This window comes from Stenotrophomonas sp. YJH_SMC_14-1 (assembly GCF_059372275.1).
In genome coordinates this window covers 21,739-41,605 of sequence record NZ_JCAFVK010000013.1, presented here as the reverse complement: position 1 = coordinate 41,605, position 19,867 = coordinate 21,739, and the positions used below count along the sequence as shown (strand labels likewise).

The 19,867-nt window shown below is 67.7% G+C and carries 18 protein-coding genes and 1 pseudogene; 12 read left to right on the top strand and 7 right to left on the bottom strand.

Annotation, left to right across the window (positions count from 1 at the left end):
• Entirely contained in the window at positions 1–354 is a 354-nt protein-coding gene (locus tag AC5P9P_RS19500; protein WP_005411349.1) for an SH3 domain-containing protein, read from the top strand.
• Positions 351–1,742, top strand: coding sequence for a dihydrolipoamide acetyltransferase family protein (locus AC5P9P_RS19495; protein WP_495233041.1), 1,392 nt, complete (start codon positions 351–353; stop codon positions 1,740–1,742). The genes AC5P9P_RS19500 and AC5P9P_RS19495 overlap by 4 nt, the downstream gene beginning before the upstream one ends.
• Before the next feature lie 125 nt (positions 1,743–1,867).
• Here AC5P9P_RS19495 and AC5P9P_RS19490 read toward each other — a convergent pair whose 3' ends face one another.
• The 3 genes from AC5P9P_RS19490 to AC5P9P_RS19480 all read right to left on the bottom strand — a co-directional run bounded on the left by AC5P9P_RS19490 (position 1,868) and on the right by AC5P9P_RS19480 (position 3,846).
• Positions 1,868–2,254, bottom strand: coding sequence for a VOC family protein (locus AC5P9P_RS19490; protein WP_033833887.1), 387 nt, complete (start codon positions 2,252–2,254; stop codon positions 1,868–1,870).
• 249 nt (positions 2,255–2,503) lie between these two features.
• Positions 2,504–3,211 (bottom strand): helix-turn-helix transcriptional regulator, encoded by a 708-nt coding sequence (locus tag AC5P9P_RS19485; protein WP_049454149.1) that lies wholly within the window; start codon positions 3,209–3,211, stop codon positions 2,504–2,506.
• The gene (locus tag AC5P9P_RS19480; RefSeq protein WP_495233040.1) at positions 3,211–3,846 is read right to left on the bottom strand and encodes a Rossmann-fold NAD(P)-binding domain-containing protein; all 636 of its coding nucleotides are present in this window, start codon (positions 3,844–3,846) and stop codon (positions 3,211–3,213) included. Before AC5P9P_RS19480 ends, AC5P9P_RS19485 begins: the two co-directional genes overlap by 1 nt.
• Positions 3,847–3,951: 105 nt before the next feature.
• On the opposite strand from AC5P9P_RS19480, the gene AC5P9P_RS19475 reads away from it, so the two are divergent.
• Positions 3,952–5,490, top strand: a complete 1,539-nt coding sequence (locus AC5P9P_RS19475) for a GGDEF domain-containing protein (protein ID WP_111109161.1) — start codon at positions 3,952–3,954, stop codon at positions 5,488–5,490.
• A 107-nt stretch (positions 5,491–5,597) separates the two neighbouring features.
• Here AC5P9P_RS19475 and AC5P9P_RS19470 read toward each other — a convergent pair whose 3' ends face one another.
• Complete coding sequence (locus AC5P9P_RS19470) at positions 5,598–6,524, bottom strand: DUF808 domain-containing protein (protein WP_005411357.1); 927 nt, start codon at positions 6,522–6,524, stop codon at positions 5,598–5,600.
• Positions 6,525–6,731: 207 nt separating this feature from the next.
• On the opposite strand from AC5P9P_RS19470, the pseudogene AC5P9P_RS19465 reads away from it, so the two are divergent.
• Positions 6,732–8,378, top strand: a pseudogene (locus tag AC5P9P_RS19465) (ABC1 kinase family protein); the annotation flags it as partial.
• A 244-nt stretch (positions 8,379–8,622) separates the two neighbouring features.
• On the top strand, positions 8,623–10,728 hold the full coding sequence (locus tag AC5P9P_RS19460) for a phosphoglycerol transferase I (protein ID WP_495233039.1): 2,106 nt from the start codon (positions 8,623–8,625) through the stop codon (positions 10,726–10,728).
• Positions 10,729–11,324: 596 nt separating this feature from the next.
• Here AC5P9P_RS19460 and AC5P9P_RS19455 read toward each other — a convergent pair.
• Positions 11,325–13,754 (bottom strand): DUF3772 domain-containing protein, encoded by a 2,430-nt coding sequence (locus AC5P9P_RS19455; RefSeq protein WP_049397258.1) that lies wholly within the window; start codon positions 13,752–13,754, stop codon positions 11,325–11,327.
• A gap of 152 nt (positions 13,755–13,906) precedes the next feature.
• Entirely contained in the window at positions 13,907–14,155 is a 249-nt protein-coding gene (locus AC5P9P_RS19450; protein ID WP_033834858.1) for a hypothetical protein, read from the bottom strand.
• Positions 14,156–14,337: 182 nt separating this feature from the next.
• Here AC5P9P_RS19450 and AC5P9P_RS19445 point away from each other — a divergent pair, with 182 nt between their 5' ends.
• From AC5P9P_RS19445 to AC5P9P_RS19435, 3 genes are all read left to right on the top strand, one after another.
• Positions 14,338–14,832, top strand: coding sequence for a lipocalin family protein (locus tag AC5P9P_RS19445; protein ID WP_012481467.1), 495 nt, complete (start codon positions 14,338–14,340; stop codon positions 14,830–14,832).
• A gap of 11 nt (positions 14,833–14,843) precedes the next feature.
• A complete protein-coding gene (locus tag AC5P9P_RS19440; protein ID WP_033834859.1) occupies positions 14,844–16,052 on the top strand; it encodes an NAD(P)/FAD-dependent oxidoreductase in 1,209 nt (402 codons plus the stop codon).
• A 126-nt stretch (positions 16,053–16,178) separates the two neighbouring features.
• A complete protein-coding gene (locus AC5P9P_RS19435) occupies positions 16,179–16,661 on the top strand; it encodes a hypothetical protein (protein WP_005411364.1) in 483 nt (160 codons plus the stop codon).
• A gap of 153 nt (positions 16,662–16,814) precedes the next feature.
• Here the strand turns inward: AC5P9P_RS19435 and AC5P9P_RS19430 are convergent, their stop codons facing one another.
• On the bottom strand, positions 16,815–17,249 hold the full coding sequence (locus AC5P9P_RS19430) for a PepSY domain-containing protein (RefSeq protein WP_005411365.1): 435 nt from the start codon (positions 17,247–17,249) through the stop codon (positions 16,815–16,817).
• On the opposite strand from AC5P9P_RS19430, the gene AC5P9P_RS19425 reads away from it, so the two are divergent.
• From AC5P9P_RS19425 to AC5P9P_RS19410, 4 genes are all read left to right on the top strand, one after another.
• Entirely contained in the window at positions 17,248–17,400 is a 153-nt protein-coding gene (locus AC5P9P_RS19425; protein WP_495233038.1) for a hypothetical protein, read from the top strand. The two genes, AC5P9P_RS19430 and AC5P9P_RS19425, sit on opposite strands and share 2 nt — an antisense overlap.
• Before the next feature lie 84 nt (positions 17,401–17,484).
• Positions 17,485–17,775, top strand: coding sequence for a PepSY domain-containing protein (locus AC5P9P_RS19420; protein ID WP_111188349.1), 291 nt, complete (start codon positions 17,485–17,487; stop codon positions 17,773–17,775).
• Positions 17,775–18,434, top strand: coding sequence for a response regulator transcription factor (locus AC5P9P_RS19415; RefSeq protein WP_049433288.1), 660 nt, complete (start codon positions 17,775–17,777; stop codon positions 18,432–18,434). Before AC5P9P_RS19420 ends, AC5P9P_RS19415 begins: the two co-directional genes overlap by 1 nt.
• A complete protein-coding gene (locus AC5P9P_RS19410; protein ID WP_111188350.1) occupies positions 18,431–19,750 on the top strand; it encodes a sensor histidine kinase in 1,320 nt (439 codons plus the stop codon). Before AC5P9P_RS19415 ends, AC5P9P_RS19410 begins: the two co-directional genes overlap by 4 nt.
• Positions 19,751–19,867: the final 117 nt, after the last annotated feature.

Sequence of the window (19,867 nt, the reverse complement as noted above, 5' to 3'; positions counted from 1 at the left end):
ATGCGGGCCCGCCTTCTGGGGGCTTACCGCAGCCAGTATCCCAACCCGCTCCGGTTCCACACCGGCCAGATCGTCGAAGTAGGTGTCCGTGACGAGGAATGGCCGGCGTTTGCCTGGGTACGCACCAACGATGGGCGCGCTGGCTGGGCGCCCATCGCCTGGTTGCAGCTGCTGGACGAGGGTCGCGCCGAAGCGCTGTGCGACTACGACGCCCGCGAGCTGGATGTGGAAAGCGGCGAGATGGTGAAGCTTCATCACGAACACGGCGGGTGGTGGTGGTCCGAGCGCGCCAATGGCGCGACGGGTTGGCTGCCGGCCCGCGAACTGGAACTGCTGGAAGAGAACTGCAAATGAGCCAGACCAAGAACTTCAACCTGCCCGACCTGGGCGAAGGCCTGCCGGACGCGACCATCGTCGAGTGGTTCGTCAAGGAAGGCGATGTGATCAAGCTGGACGAGCCGCTGGTGTCGATGGAGACCGCCAAGGCCGTGGTGGAAGTGCCCTCGCCGTTCTCCGGCAAGGTGCTGAAGCTGTCCGGCGGTGCCGGCGACATCATCCCGACCGGTTCGGTGCTGGCCAGCTTCGAACTGGACCCGAACCTGCCGCAGCGTGCCGACGGCCAGGACACCGGCCACAGCCATGGTCATGCCACACCGGCCACGCCGGCTGCCGCACCGACCCCGCCGCCGCTGCCGGCTGCGCCGGTCGCTGCGGAGGACGCCAAGCCGGCCGCCGCCGAGCGTGACGACGCCGGTACCGTGGTCGGCGCCATGCAGAGCTCCAACGCCGTGCATGCCGAACAGGCGCTGGCCGTCGGTGGCGTCAAGGCCGTGCCGGCCGTGCGTGCGATGGCGCGCAAGCTGGGCGTGGACCTGAGCCGCGTGGCCGCTACCGGGACCGATGGCGCGGTCACCATGTCCGACGTCAAGCAGGCCGCCGCCAACGGCACCGCCAAGCTCGGCGCTGCTCCGGCACCGGTTGCCGCTGCTGCCTATGCCGCGCCGGTCCCGGCGCAGGTGTCTGCCCCGGTGCAGAGCGAAGCCCGCACCCCGCTGTCCGCCGCCGGCAAGCCGATGCGTACCCAGCCGCCGGGCGTGGTCGCCAAGGGCCAGCCGGAACCGCTGAAGGGCGTGCGCCGCAACATGGCACGCGTGATGGCCGATGCGCACAGCAAGGTGGTGCCGACCACGCTGAACGACGACGCCGACATCCACGCCTGGCTGCCGGGCAACGACGTCACCGCGCGCCTGGTGCGTTCGATCGTGGTCGCCGCGCAGAAGGTGCCGGCGATGAACGCCTGGTTCGACGGTGAAGCGCTGACCCGCACCCTGCACGCACAGGTGGACATCGGCATCGCCGTGGACACAGACGACGGCCTGTTCGTGCCGGCCCTGCGCAATGCCGACATGCTCGACGCACGCGGCATCCGCGAAGGCGTCAATCGCCTGCGCGAGCAGGTGGAATCGCGTTCGATCGCCGCTTCGGAACTGAGTGGCTACACCATCTCGCTGTCCAACTTCGGCATGTTCGCCGGCCGCTACGCGACCCCGGTCGTGGTGCCGCCGTGCGTGGCCATCGTCGGTGCCGGCCGTGCCCGCCACCAGATGACCCCGGTGATGGGCGGCGTGGAAGCGCACAAGGTGATCCCGCTGTCGGTCACCTTCGACCACCGCGCGGCCACCGGTGGCGAAGCCGCCCGCTTCCTGCGCGCGATGATGGACGACCTGGCACTGGCCAGCTGATCGGTGGGTGCCAACCGTTGGTTGGCACATGCACTGGAAAAACGCCGGGCACAGCCCGGCGTTTTTTTGTGCCTGCTCCGTCGCGCTCCATCCACGCATGGCGTGGATCTACACAATGCGGGCGATCAATCGCGCGCGACCAGGCCTTCAGCACGGCTGTAGACCCGCAGGCGGTGGCCATCAGGATCTGCCCCGACAAAGGTGTGGCCGAACTCCAGCGTCACCGGCGCCTGCAGGATCTCCACACCAAGAGCGCGCCACGCATCGTGCATCTGCTGCACGGCCTCCTGGTTGGCGACCACCATCGCCAGTTCGGCGGCACCGGCCTGCGCGGACACCGGAGGCTGCACGTCGTCGCGCTGCCACAGGCCCAGTGCGGCGCCATCGCCGAGCAGGAACAGGGCAAAGCCGGGCGACTGCTCGACCGGCGGCTTGCCGAGGATGCCGCTGTAGAAGGTGGCGCTGGCGGCGACGTCGCGCACGTACTGCAGCAGGGTGCTGGGCGTGAACATGGGGAAGCTCCGTTGTTGGGAGCGCTCATGGTGGTATGGCCCTGCTGACAGATTCTGTCAGTAGCGGCGAGCGTGCTTGACTGCTGTTGCCACTGCCCTGGTAGAGGTCGAGCTTGCTCGACTGCTGTTCGCGAAGATCAAAGGCGGTCGAGCAAGCTCGACCCCTACCAGGAGCAGAGAGCAAAAGCCGCCAACCCATCGCACCAGCAGCAGAAAGCGAAGTGCAAGGACGGTCGAGCAAGCCCGACGCTACGAACGGTCCAGCCAGTCCGGTGCGATGCCCTGCGCCTTCTGCCAGCGTCGCAGCAGGGTGGCGCGTGGCACGAGGTAGTGATCCTCCAGCACACGCGCCTGGCGGATGCGGTCCAGACGGAAATGGCGGAAATCCTCGCGGCTCTCGCACCACGCCGCCAGCATCGGCACCTCATCGAAGTAGCCCAGCGCGAACGGCCAGACGATGCGCTCGCTGCGCTGGCCGTGCGCATCCTCGTAGCCGAACTTCAGGCGCTGCTGTGAACCCACTGCTTCGCGCACGGCCTGCAGACGCGCAGCCGGCACCTTGGCCGCAGCGCGCGAAGGGCCAACGCGCAGGCCACTGTCACGCAAGGCTTCCCGGCGCGCTGCTGGCAGCACATGCGCGATGCGCGCCAGGGCATCACGTGCGGCCTCGGCCAGCGCCGGCTCGGTGCGCGCGGCGACCCAGCGCAGGCCGAGCACCAGCGCATCGATCTCGGCCGGCGGCAGGGTCATCGGTGGCAGGGTGTCGCTCGGCGCCAGCTGGTAGCCAACGCCGGCCTCGCCACGCAGGTCAGCGCCCTGCTCACGCAGGGTCTCGATATCGCGGTACAGCGTGCGCAGGCTGATGCCCAGCGCTTCGGCCAGCGTCTGCCCGGCCACCGGCCGCCGATGGCGGCGCAGCAGCTGCAGCAACTGGGTCAGGCGCAGCGCACGTGACATCAGCCGACCAGTGCGCTCGATGCAACCACGTGCTCACCCGGCTGCGGGGCCAGCGCGGACTCGACCAGTGCCTTGGCGATCTCGCTCGCCGGGTTGATCCGCCATGCCCGTGGCAACACCGGCCCCAGCACGCCGAGTACCTTCAGTGCCAAGCGCTCGCCGCGGCGGACCTCGTTGCGCTCGCCCCCGATCAGCCCTGGGCGGACCAGGGTCAACGAACTGAAGCCCAGCGCACGAAGATCGCGTTCCAGCTCGCCCTTCACCCGGCTGTAGAAGATCGACGACTGCGGGTTGGCGCCGGCCGCGGAATTGAGCACATAGGTCCGGGCGCCCTGTGCCTGTGCGAGCTGTCCGAACGCCAGCGGGTAGTCATGGTCGATGCGGTGGAAAGCCTCGCGGCTGCCGGCCTGGGCAATGGTGCTGCCGAGCGCGCAGATGATCGCGTCCACGCGCGCCCATTCGGGCGAAGTGGGCAACGCGTCGAAGGCCAGCACCGGGTTCTCCAGCTTCCCGTGGGTCAACGCCAGCGGGCGGCGGGTCGGGGCAACCACAGCGCTGCAGCGCGGGTCGTCCAGCAGCCGGGACAGGGTCAGCCCGCCGACCAGGCCGGTCGCCCCCAGCAACATCACGCGCATCACCACCTCCACTGCGGCATCCTGTCGCCCATCGTAGCCGTTCAAGCCATCGGCAGCCGCGCCGATATGCTGGAACCTGCCCCTGCCAGCCCCAGGATTCGCTCCATGACGGACCAGCCCGACCACCGCCCTGCCCCCGGTACTGCCCTTGGGCCGCCGGCACGCGTGCGTGCGGTGGTGGACGATGGGCTGGGTGACCGCGTGGTGCTGCAGGGCGGCGGTGGCGTGGCCCTGCAGCAGCTGTTCGCAGGCGCAGACGCGCCGGAACCGCTGTTGGCGGCGTTCGCCAACGGCATGGCCACGCTGCCCGGCGAACTGGGTGACATGGGTGACCGCCTGCAATCGGCGCAGGCCAGCGCCGATTGGCCGCGCTACGGCCGCGCGATGCGGCAGCTGATCGACAAGTACATCCGCACCATCGAGCAGCATTCGCCGGACGGCCAGCCGGAAAGCCTGCGCCTGTCCGAGCAGCTGCGGCTGCTGCTGGGTGGGGCGGTGGTAGCCCTGCTGCAGCACGACCCGGACCTGCGCGAGCAGGCACAGGCGCTGGCCATGCGCCTGCGCCAGTGGCAGCCGGGCACGGCACTGGAACCGATCGAACAGGGCGTGCGCGAGCTCGGCCACCAGGTCGGCGTGCGCGCCGAGAGCTGGCAGGAGCAGCAGGCACTGCTGCTGGAACTGTTCGCGCTGCTGCTGGAGAACGTGAGCGAGCTGCTGGACGACCGCAGCTGGCTGCAGGGCCAGATCGCCGCGGTACGCCAGCTGCTGGACGGGCCGCTGGAGGCCGAGGCCGTCGAGCGAACCCGCGCCGAGCTGCGCGAAGTGATCTACAAGCAGGGCCTGCTGCGCCAGGGCATCGACGATTCGAAGGCCGCGATGCGCGGGCTGATGGGCGAGTTCATCGAGCGCATGGATGGCATGGCCACCAGCACCGGTGAATACCACGACCGCATCGGCAGTTACGCGCTGCAGCTGCGCGAAGCGCGCAGCATCGCCGACCTCAACCAGCTGCTGCAGGACGTGATGCGCGACACCGGCAAGGTCCAGCAGCAGGCTGCACAGGCCCGCGATCACCTGGCCAATGCGCGGCAGGAAGTGGAACGTGCAGAGCAACGCATTGCCGAGCTTGAGCAGGAGCTGCGCGCCGCCGGTGACCTGGCGCGCATCGATCCGCTGACCCAGGCGCTGAACCGCCGCGGCCTGGACGAACTGCTGCAGCGTGAACTGGCGCGTGCTGCGCGCAACAACTCACCGCTGGGCGTGGCGGTGATCGACCTGGATGATTTCCACCTGACCAACGAGGCGTACGGCCACGCCGGCGGCGATGCGTTGCTGCAGCACCTGGTGGCCGTTTGCAGGCTGCTGCTGCGCGCCACTGACGGCATCGCACGGCTGGGTGGCGACGAGTTCGTGCTGGTGCTGCCGGAAACCCAGGGTGCCGACAGCATGGCCACCGTGCAGCGCCTGCAACGCTCACTGGCGCACCGTGTGCTGACCGTGCAGGACCGGCGCGTGCCGGTGCACTTCAGCGCCGGGCTGGCGCAATGGCAGCCGGGCGACGATACCGAGGCTTTGCTGCGCCGTGCGGATGACGCGTTGTATGCGGCCAAGCGACAGGGCAAGAACCGCGTGCAGGCGGGCTGACCGTCCGGCCCGTCGCGAACCGCTTTGGTAGGTGCCAACCTTGGTTGGCACACGCAGGAAACGAAGCGCCGACCAAGGTCGGCCTCTACCTTGCGACCCGCCGGTGATTACTTGCCGCGCAGCTTCTGGAACCCGGTCACGGCCGCGAGCACGATGGCGCCGGCGATGATGCCGACCACCATGTTACCCACCGCGCTGACCAGCCAGCCCCACTGCCCCTCGCCGCCCATCGCCTGTACTGCGTGGTGCAGCGCCGGTACGTTGTGCACCAGGATGCCTCCGCCCACCAGGAACATGGCAATGGTGCCGGCCACCGACAGGAACTTCATCAGCCACGGCGCCGAGGCCACCAGGCCGCGACCGAAGGCGGCCACGGCCCCACCCTTGCGCGACAGGTACAGGCCGACGTCATCAAGCTTCACGATGCCCGCCACCAGCCCATAGACGAAGACCGTCATCGCCAGTGCAACCACGGCCAGCGTGACCAGCTGGTTGGTGAACGATGCCGTGGCGACCACGCCCAGGGTCAGTACGATGATCTCGGCCGAGAGGATGAAGTCGGTGCGGATCGCGCCTTTCACCTTGTCCTTCTCCCACGCCACCATGTCCACCTGCGCGTCGGCCAGCGCCTTGCGCCGCTCGGCCTGATGCTCGGCGTCGTCCTCGGCTGAGTGCAGGAACCGGTGCGCCAGCTTCTCAACGCCCTCAAAGCACAGGAACGCGCCGCCGATCATCATCAGCGGCACGATCAGCGGCACGTTCCAGCCGCGACTGTGCAGCCAGGCCTCCAGCGCACTGATCGCCAATGCTGCGGGCACCAGGATCACCTTGTTGACCAGCGAGCCCTTGGCCACCGCCCACACCACCGGCAGTTCGCGGTTGGCGTTGACCCCGGTGACCTGCTGCGCGTTCAGCGCCAGGTCGTCGCCCAGCACGCCGGCGGTTTTCTTCGCCGCGACCTTGGTCAGGACCGAGACATCGTCGAGGAGGGTGGCGATATCGTCGAGCAGGGCGAACAGGCTGGCACCGGCCATGGGAAGTCCAGAGAGGGAATGAGCGGATTCTGACCGATCCGGTGTGGACTGCGGAAGACGTCGGATTCACCGCGTGCCCACCGCCCCCCGGCGACACTGCGGAATCCGGACATCGCCGGCCCGTGGCCGGCGCTACCTGTCTTCGTCGCATGGGAGTTCCGCTTGAGCAATCCGCCCACCGCCAATGGCAATCCTCCGCTGGTCAAAGGCATGAACCGGCGCAGCCAGATCCTGCGCCTGCTGATGCGCTATCGCCATTCAGGGGTGTTCTCGGGCATGAACCTGGATGCCGCAGGCAATCCAGCCGACGTTCCCGCGGACGGCAACCCGGAACAGTTCGTCAGCGATCTGGAAGCGCTGGGCCCGACCTTCGTCAAGCTGGGCCAGATGCTATCCACGCGCCCGGACATGGTGCCGGTGGAGTTCGCCACAGCCCTGGAGCGCATGCAGGAAAAGGTGGCCGAGATTCCGGTCGAGCGCATCCATGCGATCGTCGAGCAGGAGCTGGGCGCACCGGTGAACAAGCTGTTCGCCTCATTCGATCCCGAACCGCTGGGCTGTGCCTCGATCGCGCAGGTGCATCGCGCGGTGCTGCACGACGGACGCCAGGTGGCAGTGAAAGTGCAGAAGCCTGAAGTGGCTGCACAACTTCGCTCGGACCTGGAGGCGCTGCGCAGCTTCGCGCTGGCCGCCGACCACCTGACCCAGGTAGGCCGCCGCGTGCGCCTGCGCGACTGGCTCAACGAGTTCGCAAAGACCCTGATGCAGGAGCTGGACTACCACGCCGAGGCCGAGAACCTGGCCCGTTTCGGCCGACACCTGAAGCCGTTCCGCCGCCTGTGGATTCCGCAGCCGCTGTGGGACTACAGCAGCCAGCGCGTGCTGACCATGGAACTGGCCACCGGCGTGCGCGTGGATGCGATTCCCGATGTGCGCCGCACCGAACAATCGATGGACCCGCTGGCGGCGGCGCTGATCCGCGGCTACCTGGACCAGATCTTCGTGCACGGCGAGATCCACGCCGACCCGCACCCCGGCAACCTGCGGGTGATGCCCGATGGACGGCTGGCGATCTTCGACCTGGGCATGGTCGCGCACATGCCGCCGCGCCTGCGCGAGCGGCTGCTGAAGATCCTGTTCGCCGCAGTCGATGGCCGTGGCGAGGAAGTAGCCGACGATCTGATCAGCATCAGCACGCGGCTGGAGGCCTTCGACGAAGAGCGCTACCTGCGCGAGACCGGCCAGCTGATCGCGCGCTACGCCGCCAGCGGCAGTTTCTCCGAAGGCCGCGTGGTGCTGGACATGGTGCGCATCGCCACCGCCTGCGGCCTGCGCACCCCGCCGGAACTGAGCCTGCTCGGCAAGGCGCTGCTCAACCTGGAAACCGTATGCCGCTTGCTGGCACCGGACCTGGATACCCGCCGTATCGTCGAACGCCAGCTGCAGCACGTGATGCGTGCGCGCCTGAAGAAGTCCCTGTCGGCAGCCAACATCGCCAGCGAGGCGATGGAGCTGCAGCAGCTGCTGCGCGATGGGCCGCGCAAGCTGTCGGACATCATGGCGCTGCTGGCCGAGAACCGTCTGCAGATGAAGGTGACGGGCCTGGAAGAATCGCGGCTGATGGAGAACCTGCAGAAGATCGCCAACCGCGTGGCGGCCGGCATCATCAGCGCGGCATTGATCATGGCCGCCGCGATGATGATGAAGATCGACACCGGCTGGCATCTGTTCGGCTACCCGCTCATCGCCCTGATTCTGTTGTTCATCGGCGTAGTGCTCGGCCTTGGCATCGTGACCAGTGCATTGCTGTTCGATCGTCGCGCGCGGGCACGCGAAGAGCGCGGGCATCGCTAGCGAATCTACGAAAACACCCGTATTCATGCGGTTTTTAATGCAATCCAACGAAGCCTTTCACGCTCGTTTTACCTTCTGAGCGCGATTTCGCGCGCGTCATTTCAACAAACATTTCAGTCAGGTTCGTGCATGCACTATCGGGTCATCGGCCTGTCACATGCATGTGCTTGCGGCAGCGCCGGTCGGATGGACACGCGTCGGTACGACGTCCATCACCACCACCCCGTCACTGCCGAAGCTGCCTATGCTCTGGATACTGCTGCTGTCGTTGTTGCTGCTGTGCTGGTTGTTCCTCGCGTCCGGCAAATGGGTGTGGTGGAAGGCCAGTGCGTTCTCGCTGCTGCTGCTCACGCTCAGCGCATGGTGGCTGATCGACAAGCTGTCCGGTGATGGGCTCAACGCCGCCACGCTGTACCACCTCGGCGCCGACATGGAAGGCGCCGGAGTCTCCGACTTCAAGGGCTACATCGCCGGCTTCATCGTGCTGGCGCTGGTCTCGCTGCTGCCGCTGTTCGCCACGCGGGTGAAGCGCTGGCGCCGGCCCGGCCACGGTGGCGTGCTGTTCGCGGGCTTCGCGGCCGTGTGGGTGGCCACGATCATGATCAGCCCGCTGGCCCGCGACGGCCAACGCCTGTACCAGCAGCTGCGCCCGGTCGACTTCGCCCGCATCGCCCCCGAATACCAGGTACCGACGCAGCCGCTGCAGCGCCCGCGCAACATCGTCTGGATCTACGGCGAGAGCCTGGAGCGCACCTACCTGGACGAAAACGTATTCCCGGGCCTGATGCCCAATCTCAACCGGCTGGCGTCCGAGTCGCTGGACGTGCGCAACCTGGCCTCGGCCGAGGGCAGCGGCTGGACCATTGCCGGCCTGGTGTCGTCGATGTGCGGCGTGCCGCTGACCACTTCGCAGGGCGATGAGAACAGCATGGACCGGATGGGCAGCTTCCTGCCCAAGGCGGTGTGCCTGGGCGACTACCTGAAGCAGCAGGGCTATACCAACCATTACCTGGGCGGGGCCAACGGCCAGTTCGCCGGCAAGGGCCAGTTCCTGGCCAGCCACGGTTTTGACGAAGTGCATGACCTCGCCTGGTTCAAGCAGCAGAAAAAGATCGGACGCATCCACTACTCCGCCTGGGGCGTGCACGACGACGTGCTGCTGGATACCGCCTACCAGCGCTTCGAACAGCTCTCGCGCGCCGGCTCGCCGTTCATGCTCACCACGCTCACCATGGACACCCACCACCCGGCGGGCCATCTGCCGGTGTCGTGCAAGGGCGAGCGCTACCAGAGCCAGTACGGCAACATCAACATGCTCAACGCGCTCAAGTGCAGTGACCGGCTGATCTCGCAGCTGGTCGAACGCATCCAGGCCAGCCCGTACGGCAAGGACACGCTGATCGTGATCGCCTCCGACCACCTGGCGATGCCCAACGATCTGACCCACATCCTGACCCGGCAGAAGCGCGAGAACCTGCTGCTGTTCCTGGGCGATGGCATTGCGCCGCAGCAGCTCAGCGCCGACGCCGGCACCACCCTGGATTCGGGTGCGACCCTGCTCAGCCTGTTGGACCCGAACCTGAAGACGATGGGCTTTGGCCGTTCACTGATCGATACCCAGCGCGCGCCCAGCGCCAGCGTGGCCACCCAGCGTGATGGCGGCCGAGATTACCGGCAGTACCTCGCCTTCGCCCGCTCGCTGTGGCTGGGTGAGCCGACCCGCGAGCTGAAGATCGACGGCGATGACCAGGTGGTGGTGGGCCTGCAGCACGTGCAGCCGCCGGTGCTGCTGGAGTACGACAAGGACTGGGGCCTGAAGTCCGTGTATCTGGAGAACACCTCGCGCCAGTTCGATGATGCCGACCCGGACAACACCCTGGCCTATGTCGACCGCTGCACCGCGTTCGAGGACGGCTCGGCCGACGGCGACTGGTGCGCCCTGCTGGTCAACCGTGACAACGGCATCAAGCTGTACCGCGACAACGACCTGCGTGGCGGCATTGCCGTGGACGCACCGCTGGACGCATTCCAGGGCCCGCGCCCGAGCGTGCGCCAGGCGCACATGATCACCCAGAAGGGTCGCCGCACCCGCGCCGGCCAGTACATGCTGCAGCTGGTGGCGAGCACGCGCCCGGATCGCGGCTTCTGGATCGAGGCGGTGTCCTCGCAGCGCAAGGTGGTGCTGGCCCAGCAGTGGGTGCAGCCCGATGCCAACGGCAAGATCAACGTGTCGTTCGGGCTGGACCATGAAGTGGATGATCTGGAGATCCGCGCGTGGTTGAATCATGCCGAGAAGCTGGCGGTGGATACGTTCGCACTGGTGCCCTCGCGCGGCCGACCGCGGGGGTAGGGTTCTTTGCAGGGCTGCGCCCTGCACCCGCTACAAACCGGAGCAACGGCAACAGCGACAGCGTGCATTCCGTGGTTGGGCGGGGCGGTGTCGGAGTGCGGGGACGCCGTAAATCCGTCCCTGGAGGCTTGGCAGCCGCATCCATGCGGCTGACACCCCGCACTCCGACACCGCCCCACCTCTGACAGAGTCCTGCGGCTGTCGGTAGGTGTCGACCTTGGTCGACACTTCTGTCAGATATCGAAATCAATCTGGGGTCAGATCCGTTTTCCGGAGGAAAACGGATCTGACCCCAAAAGCAATTCCAAAAGATCGCGGAAAACTGTCGAAGGCGGGGTGGGTCCGGTTGCGGGGGCGTGAGCCGCATGGATGCGGCGACCGAGCTTACATGGGTGAGGGCGCTTCGCTTGCGAAGCACTGCTTCGCAACCGCCCGAACGCGCAGCCGCCAGCGGCTGGGCCGGGCCCCGGAGGGGTACTTGCAGCGGCCCCCGCAACCGGACCCACCCCGCCATCCCACAGGAAACCAGCTTTTGTCGTTGCCGTTGCCGTAGCTCCGGCTTGTAGCGGGTGCAGGGCGCAGCCCTGCAAAAACCCCTACTCCTGCGGATCGCGGGTGATGTGGATATCGGTCGGGGTCGACAGCGGAATGTTCCGCTCCGCCAGTATCTGCAGCAGGCTGAAGTACAGATCGCTGCGGGTGGCGTAGACCTGCCGCGGGCTGGCCACGTACGCGAAGCTGTTGATGGTGATCTGGCCGCCGGCAATGCTGTCGATGTAGACCGTCGGCGCCGGCTGCTTCAGCACGTTGGTATGCGCGGTGTACGCATCCAGCAGCGCCTGCCGCAGGTTGCCGACATCGGTGCTGGGCGGCACCGCGAACTGGATCTGGATGCGGCCCTGGTTGTTGCCCATCGTCATGTTGCGCACGGTCTTGGTGACCAGCTCGGAGTTGGGCACGATCAGCGTCGACTTGTCGCCCACCTGGATCTCGGTCGAACGCAGGCTGATGCGGCGGATGTCGCCCTCCTGGTCGCCCAGCTTCACCCAGTCGCCGATCTTCACCGGGCGCTCGGCCAGCAGGATCAGGCCGGAGACGAAGTTCTGGGTGATCACCTGCAGGCCGAAACCGATACCCACTGACAGCGCACTGACCAGCAACGCCAGCTTGCTCAACTGCAGGCCCATGGCCGACAGCGCCCAGATCACCGCGATGATGATGCCCACGTAACGGGCAACGGTACTGACCGAGTTGCGTGCGCCCAGGTCCAGTTCGGTCTTGGGCAGGTAGGTGTCGGTCAACCAGCGCTGCACCAGCTGGGTGATCGCCAGGCCGGCCAGCAGCGCCAGTACCGCCAACACGATCCCCGCCGGTGCCAGCTTGGTGCCACCGATATCGAATCCGGTCGTGAACAGTGAAGTGAAGCGCTCCACCACCGCGCCGATGTTGCCGAACGGTGCCACCAGGGCCAGCAGCGCGATCAGTACGACGATGGTACGCAACGCCGCCGACAGCAGCACGCCGGCCTGCTCCAGCCGCGATACGCTCAGGCCGGTGCTGAGCAGGATGGTCTGGCCAACCTTGCTGTCGGCGTTGAGCATCCAGGTGCTCAGGTCATCGACGAACTTGAACAGCAGGGTCGCGGCGAGCACTACGATGCTGCCGCCGATCAGCTGTTGGTTCACGAACTTGGCGAAGTTCAGGTAGCCCAGCAATGTGGCGATGATGGCCGCCACCACCGCAATGTTGCCCGCTACCCGGGCCAGTACCAGCCAGCTGCTGCGACGCACCGGCGTGGCCGCGCCCACGCCATCGGCCTGTGCCTCCAGCTTGGCCTCGGCCTCGGCGGTCTGCCGGCGATGCAGGCGTGCCAGGGTCACCAGCATGGCCATGATCAGGCCGAGGTAGGTCAGCGCAATCAGGCCGTCCAGCGCCACCGTGGTGACGTCGCTGGTACGCGTGGCCTGATCGAGGGCGACCAGCACCGTGCTCAGCCAGGCCAGCGCCGCCGCGCCCCACGCGTACTTGCGCAGCTTGAGTGCGGCGGTGTCATCCAGATTCAGCAAACGCCACGACGGACGCTTGGGTACCAGCATGCACGCGCTGAGCGCCGCAATGAAGGCGGCGCGGAAGGTGGCCGTCTCCAGGCCGTCGGCCACCACCTGCAGGCGCGGCGCGATTGCATCGATCGCATCGAGCGCTGCCATCAGCACCACCACGGCATAGCCGGGCAGCAGCGTACCGACCAGCAGCAGCCACATGGCCAGGCCGGATCGCCGCAGGCGACCGTCCGGCGCACGCTCGGACGCCGCAAAGCGCCGCCCCAGCCTGCGCAGCCACAGCCGCAGCGGGAACATCATCACCAGCGCGGCCAGCAGGCCCAGCAACGGCGTGCCCCAGCCATTGGCCCGGACACCAGCAACAAACGTATCGCGCCCCTGCTCGGCCAACGGCGCAACGCGTGCGATATCGATCGGCAGGCGCTCGGCCACCTTGCTCCACAGCGCCGGAGACAACGGCGAGGCGACCTTCTTCCCCATGTCTTCGGCGCGTTGCGCAGTGCGCTGCTGGTCGATGTCGGCTGCCAGCTGCTGGGCACGCACGGCACTGGCCTTGGCCTGCGCTACCGACGCGGCCAGGCCGTCGCGCTGTTTGGTGATGGTGCGTCGTTGCGCGGCCAGTTCCGGCGGTTCGGTGGTGCCTTCCGCAGGCGTGCCCAGCTGCGCCAGCTGTTCGCTGATCCGATCCAGCTGCGGCTGCAACGCCTTCTCCAGCGCTTCGGCATCGCGCCGGGCCTGCGAGGCATTCTCGGACAGCATCGCCAGTGTCTCGATGGCCTCTGCATCGCCCCGCTTGCGCTCGACCTCCTTCAGCCTGGAATCGATGTCCGCCAGTTGCTGCTTCGGCGTGGGGTCCTCATCCTGGGCCAGCACCGGTGCGGACAGCAGGAAGGCAGTGCACAGCAGCAGGGCCAGCCAAGGCCCCCGTGCACGGATCGATCGCAGGAAAGAAGACACGCCAGCCACACCGTTTCGCGCGGACCACCGCGCCTGCGCGCGACTATACGGCACAGGCGGTAAAGGCCGGATGGTGGGGCAGAGGACCACACCCACCGCGATGGGAGCTTCGACGGGGTGATGGCGCGGGGTGGTCACGACGGGGCGATAACGGCCTGGCGTCAGTACTTCAGGCGCAGCTCTTCCACGACCGGCTGCTGCAGCGCGTACCAGTCCTGGAACTCTTCCTCGGTGATCTCATCGGGCGCATACACCGCCACCGGGTGCCAGTCGTGGTCGGTGGGCAGCGGCTGGCGCGGGCCGGCACGCAGGCTGTAGCTGACGCCCTCGTAGTCGACCAGGTCATCAACCTGCGGCCACTGCTCGCGTGCGAACGCGGATTCACTCTTCAACAGGATTACCTGGTACATCGGCACCTCCACCTCGGTTGGATCAGGAAAACACGGCGCTGGCGGCAGCATACCGCCACGCCGGTGACAACGGGCACGCCGCAGCGGCGACGGAACGTTCTGGACACGGCCATCGCCCCGGCTTCACCCGCCCATGGCAAGGCCATCGGCATCGTGGAGGCCCACCCCTGCCACAACCGCCGATGACCGACCACCCGCCGCTGAAGACCGTCGCCGACCTCAAGCTGCCCCGCTACCTGGGCACCTGGTACGAAATCGCACGCCTGCCGATGCGCCACGAGCCGGAAGGCTGCACCGACGTGTCGGCGCACTACACCCTGCTCGACAACGGCAACGTCGGCGTCACCAACCGCTGCCGCATGGACGGCGACGTCGAGGAAGCCACCGGCGAGGCCTGTGCCATCGACAACGACAGCGCGCGGCTGGAGGTGAGCTTCCTGCCCAAGGGTCTGCGCTGGTTGCCGTTCGCCAAGGGCGACTACTGGGTGATCCAGGTCGCTCCGGACTACAGCGTGGCGCTGGTCGGCAGCCCGGACCGCAAGTACCTGTGGCTGCTGGCCCGCGAACCGCAGCTGGACGCCACCGTGCAGGATCATTATCTGGCCACCGCCCGCCTGCAGGGCTTCGATCTGTCCGAACTGATCCACACCCCGCACACCGGTCGCCCCACAGCCTGAGCCGCCCACTCATGGACCTGAAGAGTGGCTACCCGTGGTGGGCGGTGCGCAACGGCCTGATCCACGCCTTCCCACCGCTGGCGCGGGATCTGCGCTGCGACGTGCTGGTGGTCGGCGGCGGCATCACCGGTTCGCTGATTGCCGACGAGTTGTCCGGGCATGGCCACGACGTGGCGGTGATCGAGCAGCGTGACATCGGCTGGGGCAGCACCGCTGCCAGCACCGCGCTGCTGCAGTACGAGATCGACACCCACCTGCTGGAACTGGCCCAGCGCTATGGCCAAGACGCCGCGGCGCTTGCCTACCGGGCGTGTGCGGAAGCAATCCCAGCGCTGGGCGACGTGGCACGCGGGTTGAAGGACGTGGATTTCCAGCGCATGGACAGCCTGTACCTGGCCAGCCGCCATCGCGACGTTCCGCGCCTGATGGCCGAAGGTGAGGCGCGGCGCAGCATCGGCCTGGATGCCCGTTGGCTGGGCCCGGAGGCACTGCAGGAACGCTTCGACGTGGACGCCGGTGGTGCCCTGCTCACGCGCCAGGCGGCGCGGGTCGATCCGTATCGGCTGACCTATGCGCTGCTGCAGCGCCTGCGTCGGCGCGGCGGCCACGTGCATGACCGCACGGTGCTGCACAGCCTCGATGCCACTGCGCGCGGGGTGACCGCCCGTACCGAAGACGGTGCCACCATCCGCGCCCGCCACGTGGTGCTGGCCATGGGCTATGCCAACCAGCGCTGGCTCAAGCAACGGGTTGCACGCGACCGCAGCAGCTACGCCTTCATCACCGATCCCATCGATGCGGACGTGCTTGGCCGGCTGCGCACCACCATGGTGTGGGAGAGCGCCCGCCCCTACCTGTACCTGCGCGCCACAGGCGACCGTCGCCTGCTGGTGGGCGGGCTGGACGACGCCATCGACATCCCCGCCCGCCGCGACCGGCGCGTTCAGAGCAAGGCCGACAAGCTGATGAAGCAGCTGCTGCATTGGTTCCCACGGCTGGACCCGGTGCCGGCGTTTTCCTGGGCCGGCACCTTCGCCGAAACGGCGGACGGCCTGCCGTTCTTCGGCCCGCACGATCAGTGGGGGCCGCGGGTGCACTTCGCCATGGCCTACGGCGGCAACGGCATCACCTATTCGATGATCGGCGCGCAGCTGCTGCGGGCCGGGATCGAGCGGCGGGCGCATCCGCTGGCGGGGCTGTTCGGGTTCGGGCGCTTGTAGCCTGCAGCCAGGCATGGCCTGGCTCTACCGCGAGCGGGCGCCGACAGGCATCATTCAAGCAGCCCCTGCTAGCGTCGGCCTGTACCGCCGCGTGTTGCGCGGCCATCTGTCCGCTGGAGCACCGTCATGATCCGCCCCCTGACCCTGCTGCTGTGCCTGGCCCTGCCGGGAACCGTGCTGGCCCAGTCCGCCGCCGGCGCCACCGCGCCGCAGGCTGCCGGCCTGGACCTGACGCTGCCGCAGGCGCCGATGCGCTACCTCAACGACCCGGCCCTGCAGCAGGATCCGCCGGGCACGTACTACGGTGACAAGAGCGGCCCGCGCGTACACGACGACGCGAAGATCGCCGACGTCACCGACGACAAGGTCAAGGTATCCGGCAGCTTCACCACCGGCATCGGCTATTCCAAGAACGGTGGCAACAGCCACTACAACGCCGCCACGCTGAACCTGAGCAAGAACTACACCACCGATGAGGGCAAGACCCACGGGGTCAACGTCAACATCCACGTGAGCGAAGGCAAGGGCCCGGGCTTCTTCGGCCCGTACGGCGGCTACTACGGCCGCGGCCCGGGCTATTGGGATTACCCGCCGCCGTTTGGCTGGTAACGCCCCGCGTCGGGCCTGGGCCGACCAAGGTCGGCCACTATCGCTGCGTACGCTTGGTAGGTGTCGACCTTGCATGTGCCGGTGGGTGTCGACCTTGGTCGACACGCTCTGCATTCCGTGCCGGCCAGCGGCCGGCACCTACCCGCACGCGAATCAATCCAGCCAGCCATCGCGCTCGCTGTGCAGGATGCGGCCGTCATAACCGCTCAGGCGCACCTCCACCTTCTGGTTGCGGGCATTGCGGGCTTCCAGCGACCAGGTCGCACCATCGCGTTCCAGCGAATGGATCTCGCGCAGGCCATGCGCCTGTGCCCGTGCCAGCACCTGCTCGGTGGTCAACAGCGCGCGGCTGCTGTGCTCATCGAAGATCTCGCCGGTCTTCGGGTCCACGTAGACCTCGCTGAAGCGGCCATCGGCGCGGCTCACGTCAGCCTCCCACAGGCCATCATCGCGTTCGATCTCGTGGATCTGGGTGTAGCCGGCCTTGCGCAGGGTCTGTTCAACCTGGGCCATGCCCAGCGGCGCAGCCTGTACGGCCGGCGCGACGGCCAGCAGGGCAACAGTGGCGAGGGTGAGTGACTTCAACATGGGGGTTCTCCTGTTCGTGTTCGTGTTCGTGTTCGTGTTCGTGTTCGTGTTCGTGTTCGTGTTCGTGTTCGTGTTCGTGTTCGTGTTCGTGTTCGTGTTCGTGTTCGTGGCCGGACCATCCCGGCAACGCCACAATGCAGCCCGTGGTTAACAGCGCCTTAGCCGGCACTGTTAACCAGCTGTTAGTCACCTCCGCCACACTCACGCCTGGTCCTACAGTCCTCCCCGCGCCCCGATGCTCTCCACCCTGCCCCTGCTGCTGGCCCTGGCCAGCGCCCCGACCGCCGCCGCGCCCGCACAGGACCCGGCGCAGCAGGTCGCGCGCCGCGCCGTGCAGCAGGGCCGCTACGTGCCATTGGAAAGCGCGGTGCGCGATGCGCTCAAGCGCTTTCCGGGCCAACTGCTGGAAGTGGAGCTGGACGACGGCGTCTACGAAGTGGAGATCCTGCGCAGCGACGGCGTGGTGGTGGAGCTGGACTATGATGCGCGCAGCGGAAAGCTGCTGAAGACGGAGCTGGACGACTGATGCGCATCCTGTTGGCCGAAGACGATGCCGCACTGGCACAGCGCCTGGTGCCCCTGCTGGAACAGGCCGGCTACGTGGTGCACGTGGTCGCCGACGGCCGCCAGGCCGAGGAGATCGGCCAGATCGAAGACCTGCAGGCGGCCATCGTCGACCTGGGCCTGCCCGGGCTGGACGGATTGAGCGTGATCGAGCGCTGGCGCGGCAACGGCCGCAGCTTCCCGGTGCTGGTGCTGACCGCACGCGGGCGCTGGCACGACAAGCTGGCCGGCTTCGACGCAGGCGCCGACGATTACCTCACCAAACCGTTCCAGGCCGACGAACTGGTGCTGCGCCTGCGCGCCCTGATCCGCCGCAGCCATGGCCACGCCAGCCCGCGCCTGCACTGCGGACCACTGCAGCTGGACGTCAACGCTGGCCGTTTCGAGCTGGACAGCCAACCGCTGTCGCTCAGCCCGCAGGAGTTCCGCCTGCTCAGTTACTTCATCCACCACAGCGGCCAGGTGATCGGCCGCGACCGCCTGGGCGAACAGGTGTTCGACGGTGGCCACGACCCGGACTCCAATGCGCTGGACGTGCTGCTCGGACGCGTGCGCCGCAAGCTCGGCATCGACCTGATCCAGACCGTGCGCGGCCAGGGCTGGCGGCTGGCCGCGCCGTGAGCCGGCAACCCTCCCTGCGACGGCGCCTGCTGCTGGCTGGCGGCGCCGGCCTGCTGCTGGTTTCGCTGCTGGCCAGCGCGCTGCTGGGCGAACTGTTCAAGCGCAGCGCGCGTGACCGCCTCGACCACGAACTGCAGCAGGACATGCTGACCCTGCTGGCGCAGGCCGAAGTGGACCCCGAAGGACAGCTGCGCCTGCGCCAGGAACCGAATGACGCGCGCTTCCAGCGCGTGTTCTCCGGTGCCTATTGGCAGATTGCCGGTGCCGATGGCCGTGTGCTGCTGCAGTCGCGCTCGCTGTGGGATGAAACCCTGCCGGCCATGGCCACAGGTGCGGCCACCCGCAATCTGGCTGGGCCACTACAGCAATCCCTGCGTGCACGCGTGCAGCAGGTGCGCCTGCCGCGCGCCAGCGCACCGTTCGTCGCCGTGGTTGCCACCGACCGCAGCGCGCTGGATGCGGATGTAGCCGCGTTCCGCAAGCGCACCGCCATCGCGCTGGGCGTGCTGGTCACGGCGTGGCTGGCGGTGCTCGCCAGCCAGGTCCACTTCGGCCTGCGCCCGCTGCATCGCCTCGGTGCGCAGCTGGAACGGGTACGGCGCGGCGATGCGCAGCGCATCGACACGCAGGAACTGGGAGCGGAAGTCGCACCACTGGGTGAGGAACTCAACGCGCTGCTGGACCACCAGCAACGCATGGTCGCGCGCGCGCGCACCAGTGCACAGGATCTGGCGCATGCGCTGAAAACCCCGTTGAGCGTATTGGCCACCGAGGCCGACGGCGACGGCAGGGACTGGCGGGCGACCGTTCGTGAGCAGAGCGCCCGCATGCAGGCCAGTGTCGACCGCTACCTGGCCGCTGGGTTGGCCGCCAACCATCGCCAACGCACCGACGTGGCGACTGTCGCGCAGGCGCTGTGCCGGCTGATGGCACGCGTGCATGGCGAACGCGGCATTGCGTTCACAGCGGAAGGCATTGATCCGGCGCTGCAGTTCGCCGGTGCCAGTGCGGATCTGGAAGAGATGCTGGGTAATCTGTTGGACAACGCCGGGCGGTGGGCGCGACAGCAGGTCACTGTCGAAGCGGAAGCCCACGACGGGCAGTTGCGCATCGAAGTGCGTGATGACGGCCCTGGCCTGGCGGCGGATGCGCTGTCCCAGGTCACACAGCGTGGTGTACGCCTGGATGAGCGCGAGGGCAGCAGTGGATTGGGGTTGGCGATCGTGGGCGATATCGCCGCCAGTTATGGCGGGCGCCTGGCGCTGGAAAATGCGCAGCCCGGCCTGCGCGCAACGTTGTGGTTGCCGGTGGGGTGAAGCGGCCAACCTAACGGTGGGTAGTGCCGGCCGCTGGCCGGCAACCACGTGGTCGCCGGGAACGCCTTGGGGAAGCCGGCCAGCGGCCGGCTCTACCAAGCGCCAATCCGACCGGTC